General features: G+C 36.6%; 1 protein-coding gene and 1 pseudogene. Both read left to right on the top strand.

Annotation, left to right across the window (positions count from 1 at the left end):
• On the top strand, positions 1-160 hold a 160-nt coding region (locus tag CQA53_RS13640; RefSeq protein ID WP_407918864.1), incomplete at its 5' end, for a lipase family protein.
• Positions 157-393: pseudogene (locus CQA53_RS12065) on the top strand (hypothetical protein); the annotation flags it as partial. The gene CQA53_RS13640 and the pseudogene CQA53_RS12065, both read left to right, overlap by 4 nt.

Below are 393 nucleotides of genomic sequence, written 5' to 3'. Positions count from 1 at the left end.
AGATAGCTTAGGACAAGAACTTTCATCACAAAGCTTAGAATCTAAGCTTATCCTTACAGGGCATTCACTAGGAGGACATTTAGCACAAGTATTTGTCTTGCTCTATGCAGATAATGTCAAAGAGTTATATACTTATACAAATTTAAGGAATGTGGCGTGAAGATGAGTTATAGTATATTATCAATCATTGGAATTTTAGTGGTGGCAGTGATGTTTAGTGGGTGCGTAAGCACAAGATTTTTTGACCCGCAGTATTATGAGTTTAAGAGGCTAGCAGAAAATTATGGTGGAGGGTATGTTGTAGAGCCAGAGCTATATGAGGACATCAATAAAAATGGGATTCACGCTAAGTTGTCTAATGGCTATTATCTCAGTAGAGAACCAGAAAAAGTT

The organism is Helicobacter didelphidarum, assembly GCF_003364195.1.
Taxonomy (GTDB): Bacteria; Campylobacterota; Campylobacteria; order Campylobacterales; family Helicobacteraceae; genus Helicobacter_A; species Helicobacter_A didelphidarum.
This window is presented reverse-complemented; position numbering and strand designations above follow the sequence as displayed.